This is a genomic window from Rhizobium sp. BT-226 (assembly GCF_025847085.2).
GTDB lineage: Bacteria > Pseudomonadota > Alphaproteobacteria > Rhizobiales > Rhizobiaceae > Rhizobium > Rhizobium sophorae.
In genome coordinates this window covers 87,407-105,959 of record NZ_JAOYTI010000004.1, presented here as the reverse complement: position 1 = coordinate 105,959, position 18,553 = coordinate 87,407, and the positions used below count along the sequence as shown (strand labels likewise).

The following is an 18,553-nucleotide window of genomic DNA, read 5'->3' as shown; positions in this document are numbered from 1 at the left end:
GTGCCAGAAACGACAGATCAAAAAGAGAGAGGCTTTCGGATTATGACTTTAGTCTAATAATGGCGCCCGGTTCTCACGCACATCAGCCCCGCCGCCGCCCCTGAGGACTTCGCTGCCGAAGGTTTGGAAGCAGGTATCACTGCGGTTTGCGACGTGGACCCGTTACGCTCTCAGCGCCTGCGCCGGCGATTGCCGGTAGGCGAGCACTGCCGGCAGCGCGGCAAGAATTGTGGCAAAGGCAAGCAGCACCGCTGCAAGCGCGGTATCTTCACGGGCGAAGCCGACCGGCATGGTGATCCCGCTCGTCTGCGAGAACATATTGGACAAAGTGAGGGCCGCGGCATAACCGAGCGCGAATCCGAGTGTGATGCCGACCGCGACCAGGAAAAAGAATTCCAGCCAGACGATGCCGAAAATCGCGCCGCGCGGGGCGCCGAAGGCCCTGAGTGCGCCGATCTGACGGCGGCGCTGGCCGATATGGATGACCGTGACCAGCACCAGCGAGGCTGCGACGAGAGCTTGCGCGCCGGAGGCGACCGCGACGAGAATCTGCTTGGCGTCGCCGAGCGTGGCGTAGAGATTGGTCAGCACCTCGCCGGGAAAGACGGCGACGGTATCACCGCTGCGATAGTCCTGCCGCAGCTTGTAGGCATCGGCGATCGTTTTTGGCTTGACGAGAATGGCGGGAAGGCCGAGAGCGCCCGCAGTCCAGCTCTCATCAAGCGCGGCATCCGGATCAGCTTCCCCGTGATGCTCATGCCCATGGTGATCAGCGCCGGCTTTCTCATGCTCATGACCATGTTCAGCGCTATCCGTGCCGGACGCCACTTCATGATCGTGCTCGGCTTCGGCACCATCCTCCAAATGCTTTTCCGCCTCCATGCCATGGATGTGCCAGACGGCCTGGATCGGAACGAGAATGGCCCGATCCCAGGCGGTGCCGGTCGGCCGCAAGCGGCCGGCGATACGATAGATGAGCTCGGTATGGGTCTCGCCGCCCTCTTCCAGCGACCCGTGCATCGGCTTGATCTCGGCGCCGAGCGACAGCTTGACAGCGGCGCCGATCACGGCTTCGCCCTCGCGCCCGAAAATCTTGCCTTCGGCCAGACCGCCGGACAGGTTCTGCGCCAGCATGGTCGTCGTGCCGATGATCGGATAGCCGGAGAAGGAATCGCCGAAGCCGATCGGAGCTGCCCAATCGACCCGTGGATCCGCGGCAAGCCTGCCCAGCACTTCGCCCGGCATCAGCGGCAAAGGCGAGGGCTGCAGGAAGACGGAGGACAGCACGAGCTGCGTCTCGCTGCCGCCGGCGCCGATGACAAGATCGAACTTGTCGGCAGCGCGTGCGCTGCCGAGACGAAGCGCCCGCTCCTGCAGGACGACGGAAACGCCGAGCGCGGTCGCAAGCGCCACCAGCAGCACGACCACCAGCGATCCCGCCCAGAGGCGACGAAGATCGGAAAGGATGAAGCGGATCATGCAGCTTCTCCTGCCGTTGCCGCGGAATCTTCGCTGATCCGGCCGGAACCGAAGGTGATGCGCCGATCGAGGCGGCTGGCCAAGCGCTGGTCGTGTGAAACGACGATCAGCGTGCTGCCTTCGGCGATGGCCAGATCGAGGATGAGATCGCCGACCGCCTCGCCGCTTTCGGCATCGAGGCTTGCGGTCGGCTCGTCGGCGATGATGACGCCGGGCTTGCGCAGCAGCGCCCGGCCGATCGCCACGCGCTGCATCTCGCCGCGCGACATGGTTTCGATCTTCTGGCCCGGACGGGAAAGACCGACGGTGCTCAAAAGCGAATGCGCCCGCTCGATGACATCATCCGTGGCGGCGCCGGCAAGACGCGCCGGCAGCAGCACGTTTTCCAGCGCCGACAGGCCGGGGAAGAGATGGAACTCCTGCATAACCAGGCCGATATTGGCGGCACGGAATCGGTCGCGCCGGCTTTCTGAAAAATTCGCGATATCCTCGCCGTTCCAGCGGATGCGGCCTTGGCGTGTCCGCTCCAGCCCGGCAACGATATTGACGAAGGTGCTTTTGCCGGAACCGGAAGCGCCTGTAATGGCGACCCTGCTGCCGGCATCGATCGACAGGCGGCCGATCGCAAGTGCCGGCGAGGACAGGCCCCGGAAGGCAACGGAAAGGTTTTCGATATCAAGAGCGAGCATATCGTTCAGGCAGCGGAATATTCGGCTTGGCGGAGGCGCAGCAGGCTGACGAAGCCGGTGTCCGGGTCCGTCCAGGAACCGTATTCCAGCGTGCCGCGCACTTCGATCGTCTGGCGCGGCTGCACGAAGGTCTGCTTCTCGCCGAGATAGACGACGACGATATTGTCCGGCCAGTCCGCATCCGAGGAGCAGAAGGGGCAGAGCGACATCGGCACCTCGGTGAGCACGAAGAACTGGGCCTCGGCCTTCAATGGCGGTGCCATGAAACCTTTCATGCTGACGTCGTTGCCGGCAAGGCGCTTCACCTTGTCGGAAAATTCGAGGCCGAGCACGCCGAACTTGCCGTAAAGTTCATCGAAGCTGATCGAGGAATCCGCAGCAGAACTCGGGCGAGCCACAGCGGTAAAGGCCATCGTACCGATGGCGCCGATCAGGCCGCGGCGGCTGAGATGCGGCGAAGGGAGCTTTTCCATGGCGATCTCCAAGAATGAGGTCCCGGCCGCTGAACGGCCGGGACCATGATCGACGAAAGGGGCAGGGCCGGCAAGCGGCCTTGCCGGATTCAGATCAGTTCGTCTGCTTGGCGCCGAGAGCGAAGGTGTCGGCAAGCACGCGATAGACGTCGCTCTGTTCCATGTAACCATGGAACTCTTCCGAACCCGGGCCCGCCGACTGCAGGACGACGTCGTCGACCGCATGGACGCCACTTTCGCTGCTCTTCGGAAGATTGCCCTGAACGAAGACCGCGCCGGGAACATCCTTATACTGCTCGTTGGCGACATATTCCTTCTTTTCGTTCTGGACAGCCGGAACGAACGGACCGTCGAGCTTCGGACGGAAGGTCTCGTAGTGATCGGGGCCGTTATTGGCGCTCAGGAACAGCCGGCGGCTGACGTCGACCTTATCGGGATAGCCGTCGCCGTTTTCGTCCTTGTAGTTCGGGAAGCCAGCCTCGGCATAGGTCCCGACCTTTTCGCGCATTTCCGTGCCGGGCTTCTCATCATCGACGGTACCGATGATCGATACGCCGTGGGTGTGGTCGCCGGTGACGACGATCAGCGTATCAGGATGGGCCGTCTGGAACTCGCGGGCAACACCGATCGCCTTGTCGAATTCGATGGTGTCGATGACCGCACGATCCCAATCGAGTGGATGCGACATCTTGTCGATGGAGGAGCCTTCGACCATCAGAAAGAAACCCTCCGGATTCTTCGAGAGGCGATCGAGCGCAACCTTGGTCATATCAACGAGGCCCGGCTGGTTCGGGAACTTATCGACCGTGCCCTTCTTCAGGAACTCTCGATCGAGCGTGACGTCCATGTTGCCGGTGTGGAAGAGACCGAGGAGATTGCCTTCAGCCGAGGCATTGGCGGCGAGCTCGTTCTTATCGGTCGCCAGCTTATAGCCGGCATCCCGGAACAGCTTGATGTAATCCTGGTTATCCTTGCGCTTCGAACCGGCAACCTCCTTGCCGAGGAAATAGGCCGAACCGCCGCCAAGGATAACTTCCGGCTTCACCTCGAGCAGCATGCCGACGATGTCGGCCTTGTCGTTGCGGCTGCGGGTATGTGAAACGACCGCAGCTGGCGTCGCGTCCTCGACTTCGGAGGTCGCGACGATACCGATCGACTTCTTGGTCGTGCGGCGAACGGCTTCCCCAAAGGTTTCGACACGCGGATCATCGAGCAGAGCCGGCGTACGGTCCGCATAAACGCCGAGTGCGTTGACGGCCGTCTTATGGCCCGTCATGAAGGCCGACATGGTGTTGGCCGAGTCGGTGGCAACCGCATTCGTCGCCGATGTGCCGATGAAAGCCATGCGATCGAGGTCGTCCATGTTCAGCCGGCCATTGGCCTTCCCTTCGGTCATGCCCTTGGACATGATGCGGGCGGCGGTGCGATGCGCAACGGAGAGCCCATCACCCAAGAGGAAGATGATGTTCTTGGCCTTCGGCTGAGCCGCGGTTTCGTAGACGTTCCAGGTAACGGACTTCGTTTCGTCGCCGGCAGCGACCTCGACCTTATAGGCGCCGGGGGCGGAAATCTTCAGGCCGCGCAACAGGAGAGCGGAGCCGAGCGCCTTGTCTTCCTTGCCCTTTTCCAGCTCGACGAACTGCGCCTCTACGCCGAGAACGGTCTTATAGTCCTGGCCGTTGACGGTAATCTTCACGTCTTCAGGCTTGACCTGCTTGTTGAGCTCGACCTTGAAATCGAACGGCGAGCCGGCAAGAATCGTGGCGCGATCGAGCGGATAGACCGTCGTCGCCTGAGCGGCGCCCGCAAGGATGGTGGTGGCCGCAAAGGCGGCAAGAAGCGTACGCATGGAAAACCCCCGTTTTCGTTGCAGACATTGATAACTGGGCCGGGATACCTCCCGAGGATGACAGCGGCATGACAAAACGTCGCAGCATGGCGGCCGCCGCTTTCGCCTGCCGGCTCTGAGCGCAAAAACCTTGACTCCTGTAGAAAACCTTCTAAGAGCAACAGCGGAAAAGGAATCTCCATGGTTCGCGACGAACACGCCATTGCCGAATGCAATGACCGGGCACGAGTTGCCGGGGTGGACATTGCCGTTCCGGTTTCTGCCAAAACCAAGGCCAAAACGACGACGAAAACCGTCTGACGTCTCTGGCCTGCCGCTCTCTCCCCGGCTCGGCTGGGGACAGGAAGACGCGATTAATCGCGCCTTTCCCCTCATCGGACAAGAGGAGAGAAGAGAAAGAGAGCTTGAGAAATGGGTTTCAAAGTAGCAGTTGCGGGAGCGACCGGAAATGTCGGCCGGGAGATGCTCAACATCCTCTCCGAGCGAGGCTTCCCCGCCGATGAGGTCGTGGCACTCGCCTCCTCGCGTTCGCAGGGCACCGAGGTTTCCTACGGTGACCGGACGCTGAAGGTCTCCAATCTGGAGAATTACGATTTCTCCGATACCGACATCTGCCTGATGTCGGCCGGCGGCGAGGTCTCCAAGAAGTTCTCGCCGAAGATCGGCCAGCAGGGCTGCATCGTCATCGACAATTCCTCGGCCTGGCGCTACGACGCCGACGTGCCGCTGATCGTGCCGGAAGTGAACCCGGATGCCATCAGCCAGTTCACCAAGCGCAACATCATCGCCAATCCGAATTGCTCGACCGCCCAGCTGGTGGTGGCGTTGAAGCCGCTGCACGACTTCGCCAAGATCAAGCGCGTCGTCATCTCGACCTACCAGTCGGTCTCCGGCGCCGGCAAGGACGGCATGGACGAGCTCTTCAACCAGACGCGCGCCGTCTTCGTCGCCGATCCGATCGAGAACAAGAAGTTCACCAAGCGTATTGCCTTCAATGTCATCCCGCACATCGACGTCTTCATGGAGGACGGCTACACCAAGGAAGAGTGGAAGGTGCTGGCCGAGACGAAGAAGATGCTCGACCCGAAGATCAAGGTGACCTGCACCGCGGTGCGCGTGCCGGTTTTCATCGGTCATTCGGAATCCGTCAACATCGAATTCGAAAACGAGATCACCGCCGACCAGGCCCGCGATATCCTGCGCGACGCACCGGGCTGCCTCGTCATCGACAAGCGCGAGGATGGCGGCTATATCACGCCTTATGAATCCGCTGGCGAGGATGCGACCTACATTTCGCGCATCCGCGAGGATGCGACGGTCGAAAACGGCCTCAACATCTGGGTGGTCTCCGACAATCTGCGCAAGGGCGCTGCGTTGAACGCCATCCAGATCGCCGAGCTGCTCGTCAATCGTGGTCTCGTCAAGCCGCGCAAGCAGGCCGCCTGATACCATTTGTAAACCATAATATGCTAAAGCCCTGCTGATGATTGAGGCAGGGCTTTTGCCGAATTGTGGACGCTTCTGTCCATAAGCGCTTGCTGAAAAAGGTGATCGTGACAAGATCGTCTTCGGCTGGCATTCTGCCCGGCATCAAGCCAAAGCATGCCGTCCAAAACCGCGCAGCGGTTCGGGACAGACAGAACGAAGACTTTGAGCGCGTCGCATGGCCCCAATCGGCCGCGGCGCGCTTCAGTAGATCGGAAGCGGGGTTTCTCATGCGCATGACAACATTCTTTCTGGCGGCGTTTACGGCGGCGGGCGTCCTCCAGGCGCTGCCGGCAGCGGCCCAGGGCGCTCAATGCGGCAATAATAGCAGCGGTTTCGGTGCATGGGTCGCCGACTTCAAGCAGGAAGCGGCGGCAAACGGCGTCAGCCGCTCGGTCCTCGACCGCGCCTTCGCCAACGTCAATTACAACAGGCCGACGATTGCCGCCGACCGTGGCCAGAAGAGCTTCAAGCTCTCCTTCGACGCTTTCATGCAGAAGCGCGGCGGTGCCGCGATCATCTCCCGCGGCCGCAGCATGAAGGCCGCCAATCAGGCGCTTTTTGCCTCGATCGAGCGCCGTTTCGGCGTTCCGGCCGGCCCGCTGATTGCGATCTGGGGCATGGAGACCGGTTTCGGCAGCTATATGGGCAACCAGCATACGCTGTCGGCTGTTTCGACCCTCGCCTATGACTGCCGTCGTTCGCAATATTTCACCGACCAGCTCTATGCAGCACTCCAGCTCGTCTCCGAGGGTTATCTGAGCCCGCAGGCCAAGGGCGCTGCCCATGGTGAAATCGGCCAGACGCAGTTTCTGCCGCGCAATGTGGTGCGCTTCGGCGCCGACGGCGACGGCAACGGCCGCGTCGACATGGTCGGTTCCCGCGCCGATGCACTGGCCTCGACGGCGAATTTCCTCAAGGGCCACGGCTGGCGCGCCGGCGCCGGCTATCAGCCGGGAGAGCCGAATTTCGTTGCCATCCAGGGCTGGAACGCCGCCAGCGTCTACCAGCAGGCTATCGCCTATATCGGTCAGCAGATCGACGGCAGATAGGCCCGATAAAATACGCGAAAACGCCGCTGCGATATGCGGCGTTTTTCATATGCGGGAATCAAAGCCGCCGCCGGACGCCGCCTTGCGTCGCTCCTCCTGCACCGGGGCCGGCAGGATTGGTCCCGAGACGACGCAATTGCGGCCGGAGGCCTTGGCGGCGTAAAGCGCCAGGTCGGCGCGCTTGACCAGATCCTCGAAGTTCCGGTTGGTGGCTTCATTTGCCCGTCCGGCGCATCCGAAACTCGCCGTCACCTTGAGAACATCGCCGCTCGGCAGGGGGATTTCCGCCGCCTCGATCGCCAGCCGCACACGCTCGGCAACGATTGCGGCATCGTCAGGCGTCGAATCGGGCAGAAGCGCCAGGAACTCCTCGCCGCCATGGCGCACCAGCAGATCGAAGGAACGAAAATTCTCACGCGCGACGCCCGCGACATGCCGGAGCACGGCATCGCCGGCGTCATGCCCGTGAACGTCGTTGGTCTTCTTGAAATGATCGAGGTCGAAGAGCACGACGGAAATCCAGCGTGATCCGTGCTCGGCCTGTGTGAGAAGTGCGGATGCGGCGACCTCGAAGCCGCGCCTATTGTAAAGGCCGGTCAGAAGATCGGTCTGGGCGGCGCTGCGCAACTCGCCCACCAGCGTCTCCCGATCCTGGGTCAGCCGGTCGATCAGGTGCAGGCCCTTTGCCGCCAGCAGCAGCACCAATGTGGCGAGTATCAGCAGGCCGGCACACAGCGCCAGGATCCGCGTCAGGTGTATGTGCGAGCGCGTCGAAAGGTTTTCGCCGGTCTCGTGAATATCCTGTGCGGCCTCGATCATTTTCTGCTGCAGGAAGCTCATGCGCTCGCTCTGCGCGGCGGCCCAGAAATCATGCACGGCGCGTGTCGGCCGCGATCCGGCGAGAATGGCATCGGTGATCGCATCCGCCTTCACCTGGCTGCTGCGGCCGAGATAAGCAACGATGTGGCGCACGACCGGCGCGGAGGAATGGAAAACCATGTGATCCATGCCCTCGCCGAGCATGACCTTGCCCTGCACGAAGAGCTCCACCGGCAATCTGGCGGAAGCCCCTTGGTCGAGATAACGGGTGCCGATCCCGGTGATCAGCCTTTCGCCGTAATAGGTCAGCAGGATGCCCATCAGCTGGTTGGATTTTTCAAGCAGCACCGGATCGCTGATCAGCGGTGAAAGCGCATCGACGACGGCAAGCTGCTTGAGAGCCGCATACCAGTAGATGGAACCGGGATCGCTGCCGGTATAACGGCCCTGGTCGACGGCGCTGCGCGCCGCGACGATGCGGCTATAGGCAAGGCTGAGAATCGATAATTCGCCGACGAGACCCTCGTCGAGCGCATCGCGGGAGGGCAGGCTGGCGTAAAAAGCGCGGCGTTCGCGATCGAGCGTCACCCGGCTTTGCTGCATGTCGATGGCAGTCCTGCTGCTGGGATGTGCAAGGTAGCGGCGGGTCGCGCCAATTTCGGTCAGAATCTCCGTGGCGGCGATCGACCCGCCACGGGCAAGCACATCGGCGAACTGCCGGTCCTTTTCGAGGTTCCAATATTGATTGACCGAAGAACGTATGACGACGACGCCTTCAATGAGCATGAAGACGAAGGGCAGCATGATGGCGGCCAGGATAACCCTTTTGATGGTTTCGAACTTCATCGCCAATCGCCACGGTGATCAAAACGTCGGTCGTGCGCGACCAATTGACGGCAAGCTTAACAACAATCCTTAAAAAACTGATAAACTGGCATGTCCCTAGATTTCGGGACGAATGAAGTCGCGTGTCTCGGCGTCCATGACCCAGAGTTCACCGGTCGAAATGTCGAACCAGGCGCCGTGGAGATGAAGCTTTCCCGCTTCCTCGAGCGCCTTGATGTCGGGAAAGCTTCTGAGATTGTTGATCGAATTGCGGATGGAGACACGCTCCAGCGCCGTCTGCCGCTCTGCAGCCGTCATCACGTCGTTGCTCTGGATCTGCTCGGCGGCGGGTTTGACCAGCGACATCCAGCGGCCGATGAAATCGCCGGGCGACAATGGCTCGGCATTCGGATCGAGCGCTGAGCGGATGCCGCCGCAGCGGCCATGGCCCATGACGACGATATCCGAGACCTTCAGCACCTGCACGGCAAATTCGAGTGCGGCCGAGGTCGAATGAAAATGACCGTCCGGCTCGTAGGGCGGCACCATGTTGGCGACGTTGCGGATGACGAACAATTCGCCTGGGCCGGCATCGAAGATCAGCTCCGGTGCCGCGCGAGAATCCGAACAGGCAATGACAAGCGTATGGGGACTCTGACCGTTTTCGGCAAGCTGCCGATACCTGTCGCGGGCGTCGGCATAACGCCCGTTCATAAAGTTGCGATAGCCGTCCAGAAGGGGGTTTGGAAAACGCTGCATGCTTCTGGATTAGCGCGCGCCGAAGCCAAGATCAACTGCTGCACCGCAAAATGAGCATATTGGCAGATGCGTCATTTTTTCCGCCGCTGCGCCGGGTGCACGAGCCGGCGCATCTGCACCATGGCCATCGGCGTCGAAAGGCTGGAAGCATCGCTTGCCAGCATCAACTCGTTGCTGCCGCGCTTGACGGCACGCGCAAGCACCTCGAAGACGCTGGCGGTGGCAAGCTGCAGCGCCTTTTCGTCCTCGATCCCGGAAAGCAGGCGCGACAGGAAGACGGCGGCGATGAGGTCACCGAGACCATTCGGCGGGTTGTCGACGACGCGATGCTCCGCAAGAAGCGCGTGACGGCCGGAAAGATAGAGATTGCCGGTGCCACCCGCCATCATCGGCACCGCCGAAGTGACGAGCATGCGCGATGGTCCGAGCGCGAGCGCCGCCTCCATGATCGCACTGTTATCTTCGAGGGCTGCCCCCGAAAGCCATGCGAGTTCGTAGCGGTTCGGCGTCGCGAGCGAGGCGAGCGGAATGAGATGATCGCGAATGGCCTCAGCGGTCGCTTCCGGCACGTAAAGGCCGCCGAGATCGCCCATGACGGGATCGCAGACATAGAGCAGCTCGGGATTGTTTTGCCTCAGCGCGCCGATCAGCCGGGCGACGGAGCGCGCCTGGGCGGCATTGCCGAAATAGCCCGAAAGCACCGCCTTGACTTCGCCGATCCAGGGCGCGCGGATCAGATCGTCGATCGCCGCGTCGAAATCCGTTTCCGCAAAAGTCAGCCGCGTCGAGCGGCCGTGGCCGGGATGCCAGGGCAGCACGATGGTCGGCAAGGCCCAGACCGGATGACCGAGCGTCTCCAGCGCAAAGACGGCTGCCCGGTTTCCGACCGAGCCCCGCACCACATGGCTGGAAATGACGATGACTGCGCCCGCTGCATTTTCCGACATGATATCCAAGATCCGAATGATGACCGCGTTTGATGATCTTTTTGACGCCACGCTGTCAACCATTCTTCATGCGGGCGTGGAAATGTTCGGCGGAACGAAAAACCGGAAGACGGGACTTTCGCTTTCGCTTGGCGAAGAAAGCGGAAAATCTCTTACAATTTCTCTTTTCCAGCGCCAAAAAAGCGTCAAAACAATCCTTCGGACCTCTCTTTTAGAGATTTTTTCGAAGAATCTTCTGCTAGCTTGCAAAAAATCAGACATTGAGGGAGGCGATCCATGGCTGCCAGAAACAATCCGAAACGGGAAAAGCAGATCGAAAGCGCGCGCAAGATCGCCAAGGCGACAGGCGAGGCGCATCTCGATCCGGAAATTCTCTTCGGCCGGGCAAGCAATGACGATCTCGAACTCTATACGCCGGAAATGCTAGCGCTCTCCGCCGTGCATTCGGCAAAGGAGCTTGCTGCCTGGAACGGCAAGGCGCGCCGCGTCAGCATCGACACGATTGCCGATGTGACGCCTGATGGCATCGCCGTCTCGGTGCTTTCAGTCACCGACCAGAACATGCCTTTTCTGTTTGAATCGGTCATGGGCGAAGTGACGAGCACCTATCGCGACCTGTTCATGGCCGTGCATCCCATCCTGGTCATGGAAAAGGGCAAGGCGCCGGCGATGTATTCCGCCGATCACCCGAGCGATCCGGCCAACCGCGTCAGCCATATCCAGCTTCATATTGCCCCCCTCAATTCCGCCCAGGCGGCCGATCTCGTCAAACGCATCGAAAAAGTCCTCGAACAGGTCCGCCTGTCGGTTTCCGACTGGAAGCCGATGCTTTCCAAGATCGACGGAGTGATCGCCGAGCTTGCGGCCAATGGCGCCAGCCGGAAGAAGGCCGATCGCGACGAAGCCGTCGCTTTCCTGACCTGGCTGCGCGATGAGAATTTCACCTTCCTCGGCATGCGGGAATATGTCTATTCCGGCAAGGGGACCGATGCCAGGGTCGAACGCGACAAGGGTGCAGGCCTCGGCATCCTCTCCAATCCCGATGTTCTCGTGCTGCGCACCGGCAAGGACGCCGTAACGACAACGCCTGAGATCCTCGCCTTCCTCGACGGCCCCGACTTCCTGATCGTCACCAAGGCGAATGTGAAATCGATCGTCCATCGCCGGGCCTATATGGATTATGTCGGCGTCAAGCGCTTCGACGCTGAGGGTAACGTCACCGGCGAGCTGCGCATCGTCGGCCTTTTCACCTCGACCGCCTATACCTCGCTCGCCTCGGAAATCCCGCTGCTGCGTTCCAAGATCGAGAAGGTGAAGGAACATTTCGGCTTCGACCCGATGAGCCATTCCGGCCGTATGCTCGACAACACGCTGGAATCCTATCCGCGCGACGACCTTTTCCAGATCGACACGACGCTGCTTGCAAGTTTTGCCGAACAGATCAACGACTTGGCCGATCGGCCGCGCGTCCGCGTCCTGCCGCGCATCGACCATTTCGACCGCTTTGTCTCGGTGATCGTCTACGTGCCGCGCGAGGAGTATGACTCGATCGTCCGCGAACGGATCGGCACCTATCTGAAGACTGTCTACGACGGTCGTGTCTCCGCCTATTACCCGGCTTTCCCGGAAGGCGGCGTGGCGCGCGTGCATTTCATCATCGGCCGCTCGGGCGGCAAGACGCCACGCATTCCGCAGGCAAAGCTCGAGCAGGTGATCCGCGAAATCACGGCCCGCTGGGACGACCGTTTCGAGGCGCTGGCCGGGGCCAAAGCTCCGAAGATATCCGTCGACCAAGCCTTCCAGGATTCCTTCACGCCGGAGGAAACCGTGGCCGACCTCGCCGATATCGGTGCCTGCGCCGCCGGCGAACCGCTGCGCATCCAGTTCTACCATCGTCAGGAAGAACAGGGCCGCATCCTTTCCTTGAAGATTTTCCACGCTGGCGGCCAGCTGGCGCTGTCGCGCCGCGTGCCGCTTCTCGAGAATCTCGGCTTCAACGTCGTCAGTGAACGCACTTTCGACATCGGGGTGCCGGCCGCCGATGGAGAAAAGAAACTCGTCGTGCTGCACGACATGGAGCTCGAGGCCCGCAATGGCGGCGAAATCGATCTCCAGCGTTACGGCGCCGCCCTCGAGGAAGGCTTCGTCGCCGCCTTCGCCGGCACGATCGACAATGACAGCTTCAACCGGCTGATCCTTTCGGCCGGGCTCTCGGCGCGCGAGGCGAACGTGCTACGCGCCTACGCGCGTTATCTCCGCCAGGCCGGCATCGCCTATTCGCAGGATTATATCGCCACGACGCTCGACAAATATCCCGGTGTCGCCGCCGCTATCTTTCGTCTCTTCCATGACACGCTCGACACCAGGCTTTCGGAGAAGGTCCGCGTCAAGAAGCTTGCCGAACTGCACCAGTCGATCGAGGCCGAGCTTGCCGACGTGCCGAGCCTCGACGACGACCGTATCCTGCGCCGCTACGTCAACATCGTCGATGCGACGCTGCGCACCAATTATTTCCAGAAGAACCCGGATGGTTCGCCGAAGCCGATGCTGGCCTTCAAGCTCGATCCACACCTGGTCGACGGGTTGCCGCAGCCGAAACCCTTCCGCGAGATGTTCGTCTATGGCGTCGAGGTGGAAGGCGTGCACCTGCGCTTCGGCAAAGTGGCACGCGGCGGCCTGCGCTGGTCGGATCGCGCCGAGGATTACCGCACCGAGGTGCTCGGCCTCGTCAAGGCGCAGCAGGTCAAGAACGCAGTGATCGTGCCGGTCGGCGCCAAGGGCGGCTTCTATCCGAAGAAACTCCCCGTCGGCGGCAGCCGCGACGAGATCTTCAATGCCGGCCGCGAGGCTTACAAGACCTATATCCGTACACTGCTTTCGATCACCGACAATATAGCGGGTGCCGATATCGTCCCGCCGAAGGATACCGTCAGGCTCGACGGTGACGATCCCTATTTCGTCGTCGCCGCCGACAAGGGCACCGCGACCTTTTCCGACACCGCCAATGCACTGGCGCAGGAAGCCGGCTTCTGGCTGGACGACGCCTTTGCCTCCGGCGGCTCGGCCGGTTACGACCACAAGAAGATGGGCATCACCGCCCGCGGCGCCTGGGAAACCGCGAGACGCCATTTCCGGGAAATGGACATCGACATCCAGACGACACCCTTCACCGTCGCCGGCGTCGGCGACATGTCGGGCGACGTTTTCGGCAACGGCATGCTGCTGTCTCCGAAGATCCGGCTCATTGCCGCCTTCGATCACCGCGACATCATCATCGATCCCGACCCCGATATGGAAAAGACGCTGACTGAGCGCCAGCGGCTCTTCGACCTGCCGCGTTCAAGCTGGCAGGATTTTGACAAGAGCGTTCTGTCGAAGGGTGCAATGATCATTTCGCGCGCAGCGAAATCGGTCACGCTGACGCCGGAAGCGGTTGCCGCGATCGGCATCGACAAGGCCGTGGCCACGCCGTTCGAGATCATGACGGCGATCCTGAAGAGCCCGGTCGACCTGCTCTGGTTCGGCGGCATCGGCACCTATGTGAAAGCGCCGTCCGAAACCGACGCCGAAGTCGGCGACCGCGCCAACGACCCGATCCGCATCACCGCGGTGGAGGTGCGCGCCAAGGTGATCGGCGAAGGCGCAAACCTCGGCGTTACCCAGAAAGGCCGCATTGCCTACGGTCTGAAAGGTGGGCGCTGCAATTCCGACGCCATCGACAACTCGGCCGGTGTCAACACCTCGGACGTCGAGGTCAATATCAAGATCGCGCTGGCGGCCGCGATGCATGACGGGCGCCTGACGCGTGCAAAACGCGACCAGCTTCTTTCGTCGATGACCGGCGAAGTCGCGACCCTGGTGCTGCGCAACAACTACCTGCAGTCGCTGGCGATCTCGCTGACGGAACGCAAGGGTACGGCAAACGGCCTGGAACTTGCGCGCTTCATGACGGTTCTGGAGGGCGCCAAGCAGCTGAATCGCAAGGTCGAGACGCTGCCGGACGACCAGACCCTGGCGGAGCGCTATGCGGCCGGCAAGCCGCTGACCCGGCCGGAAATCGGCGTGCTGGTGTCCTATGCCAAGATCGTGCTCTTCGATGCGCTCGCCGCAAGCGATCTGCCGGACGATCCCTATTTCATCGCGACGCTGTCGAATTATTTCCCCGTCAAGATGCAGAAGTCGAACGCCGGCGATATCGCCGGCCACCGGCTGAAGCGTGAAATCATCGCGACCGTGCTTGCCAACGAGGCGATCAACCGCGGCGGGCCGAGCTTCACCGTCGCCATGATGGACGCAACGGCGGCTTCGGCACCGGAAGTGGTGCGCGCCGCAATCGTCGCTAGAGACGGTTTCGACCTGACCAGCCTCTGGGCCGGGACGGACGCCCTGGACGGCAAGATATCAGGCGAGATGCAGAACCGCATCTACGAGGAGATCAGCCACAGCTTTGTCGTGCTAACGCGCCTGCTGCTGAAAACGGGCATGACCAAGGCCGATATGGCGGAAGTGATTAGCCGGCTGCAGGCAGCCCTGAAGAAGCTGAAAACCGCCTTCGCCGGACAGGTGGCCAGCGAGGTTGCCGTGCGCCAGGCGGAGTATAGCCAGGCGGGCCTGCCCGAAAAACTCGCGGCCGAGATCGCCAGCCTCCCGATCTTCGCACTGGTGCCGGAGATCATGCAGATCGCCGAGCGCACCGGCGAACCCCTGGTGCGCGCCGCCGAGAACTACATCGCCGTGTCGCAGACCTTCCGTATTGGCAGGCTGCTGGCGGCGGGCGGCCGGATCCTCACCTCAGACCATTACGAGAATCTGGCGCTTGCCCGCAGCATCGACCAGATCGCCAGCGCAAGGCGCGACATCGTCATCTCGGCCCTTTCCGATCACGGCAAGGAAAAGCTTCCCGTTCAAGCCTGGCATGCACAGGATCGTATCCGCATCAACCGTATCCTCGAGGAGCTTTCAAGCCTCAGCGACGGCGGCGATCCCAATCTCGCGCGTATTACCGTTGCTGCAGGTATCCTGACCGATCTTGCGCGCGACCGGGTGAGGTGAGACAGTCCGCGTCAAAACAAGGAGCGGATGTTGAATCGCATTGACTGGACAGGAACGCAACCGCCGAAGGCCACGGAGAAGGGCATCTGGGGGTGGATGTTCTTCGATTGGGCAGCGCAGCCCTTCTTTACCGTGGTCACGACCTTCATCTTCGGGCCTTATTTCGTTTCCCGCCTGACCGATGACCCGGTTTCCGCGCAGACGACGTGGAGCAACATGGCGACGATCTCCTCGGTGATCATCGCCCTGCTCTCACCCGTCCTCGGCTCGATCGCCGACCAATCCGGCGCACGCAAACCCTGGATCGGCTTCTTCGCGATCATCAAGATCGCCAGCCTTTTCTGCCTGTGGTTCGCCGCACCCGGTTCACCCGTTCTCTATCCCGTCATTTTCATGATCCTCGCCTCGATCTCGGCCGAGTTTTCGATCGTCTTCAACGATTCGATGATGCCGCGCCTGGTCGGCAAGCACGAGGTCGGCAGGCTCTCTAACACCGCCTGGGGGCTCGGCTACCTCGGTGGCATCATCGTGCTCATTGCCGTCGTCACGCTTTTGGCGGCGAGCCCCGAGAGCGGCAAGACCATCCTGGGCCTTGATCCGCTGTTCGGTCTCGATCCGAAGACCGGCCAGGATGCCCGCATCACCGGGCCGATCTCGGCCGTCTGGTATCTGATCTTCATCCTGCCGATGTTCTTCTTCACGCCCGATGTCGGCAAGGGTCTTCCCTTCGGCACCGCGGTGCGCTCCGGCTTGCGGGAACTCAAAAACACGCTTGGCGAACTCAGAGAGCGCCGCGGCATCCTGGCATTCCTCATCGCCCGAATGGTCTATCAGGACGGCGTCAACGGCCTGCTGATCCTTGGCGGCATCTTCGCGGCCGGCATGTTCGGCTGGGCGACGATCGAGATCGGCATCTACGGCATCATCCTGAATGTCGTTGCGATCTTCGGCTGCCTGATCGCCGGCCGCATCGACAAGGGCGTCGGTTCGAAGGTGACCGTCGTTATCAGCCTGACGATGCTGCTTCTCGCCACCATCGGCATCATCTCGACAGGACCGGGTTACACCCTGTTCGGACTGATGCCGCTGCCGGCGGCGGATTCCGGCGGTCTCTTCGGTACGGCTGCAGAAAAGGCCTATATCCTCTATGGCCTGCTGATCGGGCTCGCCTTCGGGCCGGTGCAGGCCTCGTCACGCTCCTATCTCGCCCGCAGCGTCAACATCGAGGAAGCCGGCCGCTACTTCGGCATCTATGCGCTTTCGGGGCGCGCCACCAGCTTCATGGCAACGCTGCTCTTCTCGCTGATGACCTATATCAGCGGATCGCCGCGGCTTGGAATGGCAACGCTGATCCTGTTCCTCGCCGGGGGACTGGTGCTCCTGATCCGCACGCCCTATCCGGCCGATCGGGCATAACAACCGGCCCGTCGGGCCGGTTGCCCAAACCTCTCAGTGACGGAAATGACGCATGCCGGTGAAGACCATCGCGATGCCGTGTTCGTTGGCGGCGTCGATGACTTCCTGGTCGCGCATCGAGCCGCCCGGCTGAATAACCGCCGTCGCCCCTGCTGCGATCATCGACAGAAGACCGTCGGCAAAAGGCAGAAAAGCTTCGGAGGCAACTGCCGAGCCATGCGTCATCGGCACTGCGAGGCCGAGCGCCTTGGCCGCCTCTTCGGCCTTCAGCGCGGCAATGCGGGCGGAATCGACCCGGCTCATCTGGCCGGCGCCGATACCGGCCGTCTGGCCGTCCTTGGCATAAACCACGGCATTCGATTTTACATGCTTGCCGACCTTGAAGGCGAACTTCATATCATCAAGCTCCTGCGCCGTTGGCGCGCGCCTGGTGACGACCTTGAGTTCCAGATCCTCGACCATACCATTGTCGCGGCTCTGGACCAGCAGACCGCCGGAAACGGTCTTCGCCGTCAGGCCCGCGGCACGCGGATCGGGCAGGCCGCCGGCGGACAGCAGCCGCAGGTTCGGCTTACGGGCGACGATCGCCTTCGCCTCCTCCGTGACATCCGGCGCGATGATGACTTCGGTGAAGAGCTTGACGATCTCTTCGGCCGTTTCGGCATCCAGCGTCCGGTTGAGCGCGATGATGCCGCCAAAGGCGGAAACGGAATCGCAGGCGAGCGCCCGCCGATAGGCCTCGACCAGGGTCGATCCGGTGGCGACGCCGCAGGGATTGGCGTGCTTGATGATCGCGCAGGCCGGCGCCTTCTCCGGCAGGAACTCGGCGACGAGCTCATAGGCCGCATCGGTATCGTTGATATTGTTGTAGGAGAGCTGCTTGCCCTGGAGAAGAGCGGCCGTCGAAACACCCGGACGCCTCTCGCCGGTCACATAGAAGGCGGCCTTCTGGTGCGGGTTTTCGCCGTAGCGCATTTCTTCCTTCAGCGCACCGCCGATGACCCGGTGGCGCGGCGTGTCGATCGACAGCGCCTCGGCAAACCAGTTGGAGATCATTGCATCATAGGCGGCGGTGCGGGCATAGGCCTTGGCGGCCATACGCTGGCGGAAAGCATAGGCGGTCTTGCCGTCATCTGCGGAAAGCTGCTCCAGCAGTTCGGCATAATCGGCCGGATCCGTCAGGATCGTCACATAGGCATGGTTCTTGGCCGATGCGCGGATCATCGCCGGACCGCCGATGTCGATATTCTCGACGGTTGTCGGATAGTCGCCGCCGGCTGCGCGCACCTCCTCGAAGGGATAGAGGTTGATGACGGCGAGGTCGATGCCCTCGATGCCGTGCTGTTTCATCGCGTCCTGGTGTTCGCTGTCGTCACGGATCGCCAGCAGGCCGCCATGCACCGTCGGATGCAGCGTCTTCACACGCCCGTCCATGATCTCCGGAAAACCGGTGATTTCGGAAACATCGGTGACGGCAAGACCGGCAGCGGTGATCGCTTTAAACGTGCCGCCGGTCGAAAGCAGGCGCACACCTCTGGCAGACAAGGCGTGGGCGAGGTCGACGATCCCGGTCTTGTCGAAGACGGAGATGAGCGCGGTCTTGATTTCGACCTTGTCGGGGGCGGGGATCTTCTTGGAAATGACGGCCATGAAACCTTCTCCGTTCGGGCTTCGGGAGGACATCCGCAAGGGATGTTCGCATGCTGGC

Annotated in this window: 12 protein-coding genes and 1 pseudogene; 5 read left to right on the top strand and 8 right to left on the bottom strand. The window is 61.8% G+C overall.

Going from position 1 to position 18,553, the window contains the following annotated elements:
- Window positions 1-162 precede the first annotated feature (162 nt).
- From OIU37_RS25040 to OIU37_RS25025, 4 genes are all read right to left on the bottom strand, one after another.
- Window positions 163-1,479 (bottom strand): ABC transporter permease, encoded by a 1,317-nt coding sequence (locus OIU37_RS25040; RefSeq protein WP_264258944.1) that lies wholly within the window; start codon window positions 1,477-1,479, stop codon window positions 163-165.
- Window positions 1,476-2,168: an ABC transporter ATP-binding protein gene (locus tag OIU37_RS25035; protein WP_180696612.1), complete on the bottom strand. Its 693-nt coding sequence runs from the start codon at window positions 2,166-2,168 to the stop codon at window positions 1,476-1,478. Before OIU37_RS25035 ends, OIU37_RS25040 begins: the two co-directional genes overlap by 4 nt.
- Window positions 2,169-2,173: 5 nt before the next feature.
- Complete coding sequence (locus OIU37_RS25030) at window positions 2,174-2,641, bottom strand: hypothetical protein (RefSeq protein ID WP_264258943.1); 468 nt, start codon at window positions 2,639-2,641, stop codon at window positions 2,174-2,176.
- A 94-nt stretch (window positions 2,642-2,735) separates the two neighbouring features.
- Window positions 2,736-4,490, bottom strand: a complete 1,755-nt coding sequence (locus tag OIU37_RS25025) for an alkaline phosphatase (protein ID WP_264258942.1) — start codon at window positions 4,488-4,490, stop codon at window positions 2,736-2,738.
- Between the two features lie 90 nt (window positions 4,491-4,580).
- Between OIU37_RS25025 and OIU37_RS25020 the strand changes: the two are divergent.
- The 3 genes and pseudogenes from OIU37_RS25020 to OIU37_RS25010 form a co-directional block, all read left to right on the top strand.
- Window positions 4,581-4,790 (top strand): annotated as a pseudogene (locus tag OIU37_RS25020) (hypothetical protein); the annotation flags it as partial.
- Between the two features lie 111 nt (window positions 4,791-4,901).
- Window positions 4,902-5,936 carry an aspartate-semialdehyde dehydrogenase gene (locus OIU37_RS25015; protein WP_012759513.1) on the top strand — a complete coding sequence of 345 codons (1,035 nt, stop codon included), beginning with the start codon at window positions 4,902-4,904 and terminating at the stop codon, window positions 5,934-5,936.
- Window positions 5,937-6,205: 269 nt separating this feature from the next.
- Window positions 6,206-7,027, top strand: coding sequence for a lytic transglycosylase domain-containing protein (locus tag OIU37_RS25010; protein WP_180696615.1), 822 nt, complete (start codon window positions 6,206-6,208; stop codon window positions 7,025-7,027).
- A gap of 45 nt (window positions 7,028-7,072) precedes the next feature.
- On the opposite strand, the gene OIU37_RS25005 is transcribed toward OIU37_RS25010, so the two are convergent.
- The 3 genes from OIU37_RS25005 to pdxY form a co-directional block, all read right to left on the bottom strand.
- On the bottom strand, window positions 7,073-8,692 hold the full coding sequence (locus tag OIU37_RS25005) for a GGDEF domain-containing protein (RefSeq protein ID WP_180696616.1): 1,620 nt from the start codon (window positions 8,690-8,692) through the stop codon (window positions 7,073-7,075).
- A gap of 96 nt (window positions 8,693-8,788) precedes the next feature.
- Window positions 8,789-9,430 (bottom strand): carbonic anhydrase, encoded by a 642-nt coding sequence (locus OIU37_RS25000; RefSeq protein ID WP_113546681.1) that lies wholly within the window; start codon window positions 9,428-9,430, stop codon window positions 8,789-8,791.
- Window positions 9,431-9,501: 71 nt separating this feature from the next.
- Entirely contained in the window at window positions 9,502-10,377 is an 876-nt protein-coding gene (pdxY, locus tag OIU37_RS24995; RefSeq protein ID WP_062940004.1) for a pyridoxal kinase PdxY, read from the bottom strand.
- Window positions 10,378-10,653: 276 nt separating this feature from the next.
- On the opposite strand from pdxY, the gene OIU37_RS24990 reads away from it, so the two are divergent.
- Together OIU37_RS24990 and OIU37_RS24985 are read left to right on the top strand one after the other, a co-directional pair.
- Entirely contained in the window at window positions 10,654-15,429 is a 4,776-nt protein-coding gene (locus tag OIU37_RS24990) for an NAD-glutamate dehydrogenase (protein ID WP_264258941.1), read from the top strand.
- Between the two features lie 27 nt (window positions 15,430-15,456).
- Window positions 15,457-16,845 carry an MFS transporter gene (locus tag OIU37_RS24985; protein ID WP_264258940.1) on the top strand — a complete coding sequence of 463 codons (1,389 nt, stop codon included), beginning with the start codon at window positions 15,457-15,459 and terminating at the stop codon, window positions 16,843-16,845.
- A gap of 33 nt (window positions 16,846-16,878) precedes the next feature.
- On the opposite strand, the gene purH is transcribed toward OIU37_RS24985, so the two are convergent.
- A complete protein-coding gene (gene purH, locus OIU37_RS24980; protein ID WP_264258939.1) occupies window positions 16,879-18,495 on the bottom strand; it encodes a bifunctional phosphoribosylaminoimidazolecarboxamide formyltransferase/IMP cyclohydrolase in 1,617 nt (538 codons plus the stop codon).
- Window positions 18,496-18,553 lie beyond the last annotated feature (58 nt).

Excerpts from the sequence above, each read along its gene's own strand:
- OIU37_RS25040 (WP_264258944.1), bottom strand. The coding sequence starts at position 1,479 with ATGATCCGCTTCATCCTTTCCGATCTTCGTCGCCTCTGGGCGGGATCG.
- OIU37_RS25035 (WP_180696612.1), bottom strand. The coding sequence starts at position 2,168 with ATGCTCGCTCTTGATATCGAAAACCTTTCCGTTGCCTTCCGGGGCCTG.
- OIU37_RS25030 (WP_264258943.1), bottom strand. The coding sequence starts at position 2,641 with ATGGAAAAGCTCCCTTCGCCGCATCTCAGCCGCCGCGGCCTGATCGGC.
- OIU37_RS25025 (WP_264258942.1), bottom strand. The coding sequence starts at position 4,490 with ATGCGTACGCTTCTTGCCGCCTTTGCGGCCACCACCATCCTTGCGGGC.
- OIU37_RS25015 (WP_012759513.1), top strand. The coding sequence starts at position 4,902 with ATGGGTTTCAAAGTAGCAGTTGCGGGAGCGACCGGAAATGTCGGCCGG.
- OIU37_RS25010 (WP_180696615.1), top strand. The coding sequence starts at position 6,206 with ATGCGCATGACAACATTCTTTCTGGCGGCGTTTACGGCGGCGGGCGTC.
- OIU37_RS25005 (WP_180696616.1), bottom strand. The coding sequence starts at position 8,692 with ATGAAGTTCGAAACCATCAAAAGGGTTATCCTGGCCGCCATCATGCTG.
- OIU37_RS25000 (WP_113546681.1), bottom strand. The coding sequence starts at position 9,430 with ATGCAGCGTTTTCCAAACCCCCTTCTGGACGGCTATCGCAACTTTATG.
- pdxY (WP_062940004.1), bottom strand. The coding sequence starts at position 10,377 with ATGTCGGAAAATGCAGCGGGCGCAGTCATCGTCATTTCCAGCCATGTG.
- OIU37_RS24990 (WP_264258941.1), top strand. The coding sequence starts at position 10,654 with ATGGCTGCCAGAAACAATCCGAAACGGGAAAAGCAGATCGAAAGCGCG.
- OIU37_RS24985 (WP_264258940.1), top strand. The coding sequence starts at position 15,457 with ATGTTGAATCGCATTGACTGGACAGGAACGCAACCGCCGAAGGCCACG.
- purH (WP_264258939.1), bottom strand. The coding sequence starts at position 18,495 with ATGGCCGTCATTTCCAAGAAGATCCCCGCCCCCGACAAGGTCGAAATC.